Below are 1,109 nucleotides of genomic sequence, written 5' to 3' on the forward strand. Positions count from 1 at the left end.
GGCGCGGCCTTGCAGGCGGCAGGTCACGAAGGTGGCGCCGAAGCAGTCGCCGGCGCCGGTCGGGTCGATTTCCTGCGCCGGGCAGGCGGGCAGGTGCAGCGTTTCGCCACGGCCGTAATAGCTGGCGCCCCGGGCGCCGCGCTTGACGACGATTTCGGACACGCCGGTGCCGAGGATTTCCCGCACCGCCTCGTCCTCGGTCTTCGCGTCGGTCAGCATCATCAGTTCCGGGCCGCTGGGCAGGAAGATGTCGCAATGCTGCAGCATCATTTCCATCGCCGCGCGCATTTCCGGAATATCGAGCATTTCCTTGCGGATATTGGGATCGAAGGACAAGGTGCCGCCGCGTTGCCTGATATGTTTCAGCGCCGTCGCGACCTCATCGATGATGCGGAAGGAAAAGAGGGACGAGCCCATGACATGCAGGTGGCGCGCGCGGTCCAGCAGGCCGAGCGCCTGGTCGGTCAGGCTGACCAGGCCGCAGGCGGAATGGCGGATATTATAGACGAAATCGCGCTCGCCATCCGGCCGGTAGCGGACGAACGCGGTGCCCGTGGCCTGGTCGGGGGCGACGCGGATCGCCGAGACGTCGACGCCGTCGCGCCGCAGCCGCTCGATGTTCAGCATGCCGAAATCATCGTTGCCGACGCAGGAAACCAGCCCCGCCGGATGGCCGAGCCGCGCCACCTGGTCGATGAAGATCGCCGGCGCGCCTGACGGATAGGGGCCGCGCAGGGCTATCGGTTCGCGGAAGCCGTGGCCGGTCTGTTCGGCCATGATCTCGGCGAGGGTCTCGCCGATGGTCACGATCATGTCCGTCATTCCCGTCATGTCCGCCGGGGCCGGGCGCGGGGCCGTGTCGGATCTCATGTCACGGGGGCTCCAACGTCTTGGGTATTTTTACGCGTGCTGGGCGGGCGGGCTGTGTCGTCGGACCTGGCGTGCGATCGTGCGTAGAGCCGTGCCGGGTCGCCGGATGGCGGGGCGGGGGCGAAGCCCAGATCGGCGAGCAGAAGCGGGGCGGGCGTGTCCGGCCGGTCGGCGGTGATCAGGAAATCGGTGGCCTGGAGCAGCACGGCGCATGGCGGGGTGGAGGCGCCGTGCCGGCC

At 68.4% G+C, this 1,109-nt stretch carries 2 protein-coding genes; both read right to left on the minus strand.

Going from position 1 to position 1,109, the window contains the following annotated elements; translation table 11 throughout:
• Positions 1-870, minus strand: an 870-nt coding sequence (locus HUK84_RS19550; protein ID WP_218064478.1) for a sugar kinase, incomplete at its 3' end; no start/stop codon positions are given.
• A partial coding sequence (locus HUK84_RS19555) for a hypothetical protein (RefSeq protein ID WP_176641695.1) occupies positions 867-1,109 on the minus strand: 243 nt, incomplete at its 5' end. The genes HUK84_RS19555 and HUK84_RS19550, both read right to left, overlap by 4 nt.

This window comes from Nguyenibacter vanlangensis (assembly GCF_013376155.1).
GTDB classification, from domain to species: domain Bacteria; phylum Pseudomonadota; class Alphaproteobacteria; order Acetobacterales; family Acetobacteraceae; genus Gluconacetobacter; species Gluconacetobacter vanlangensis.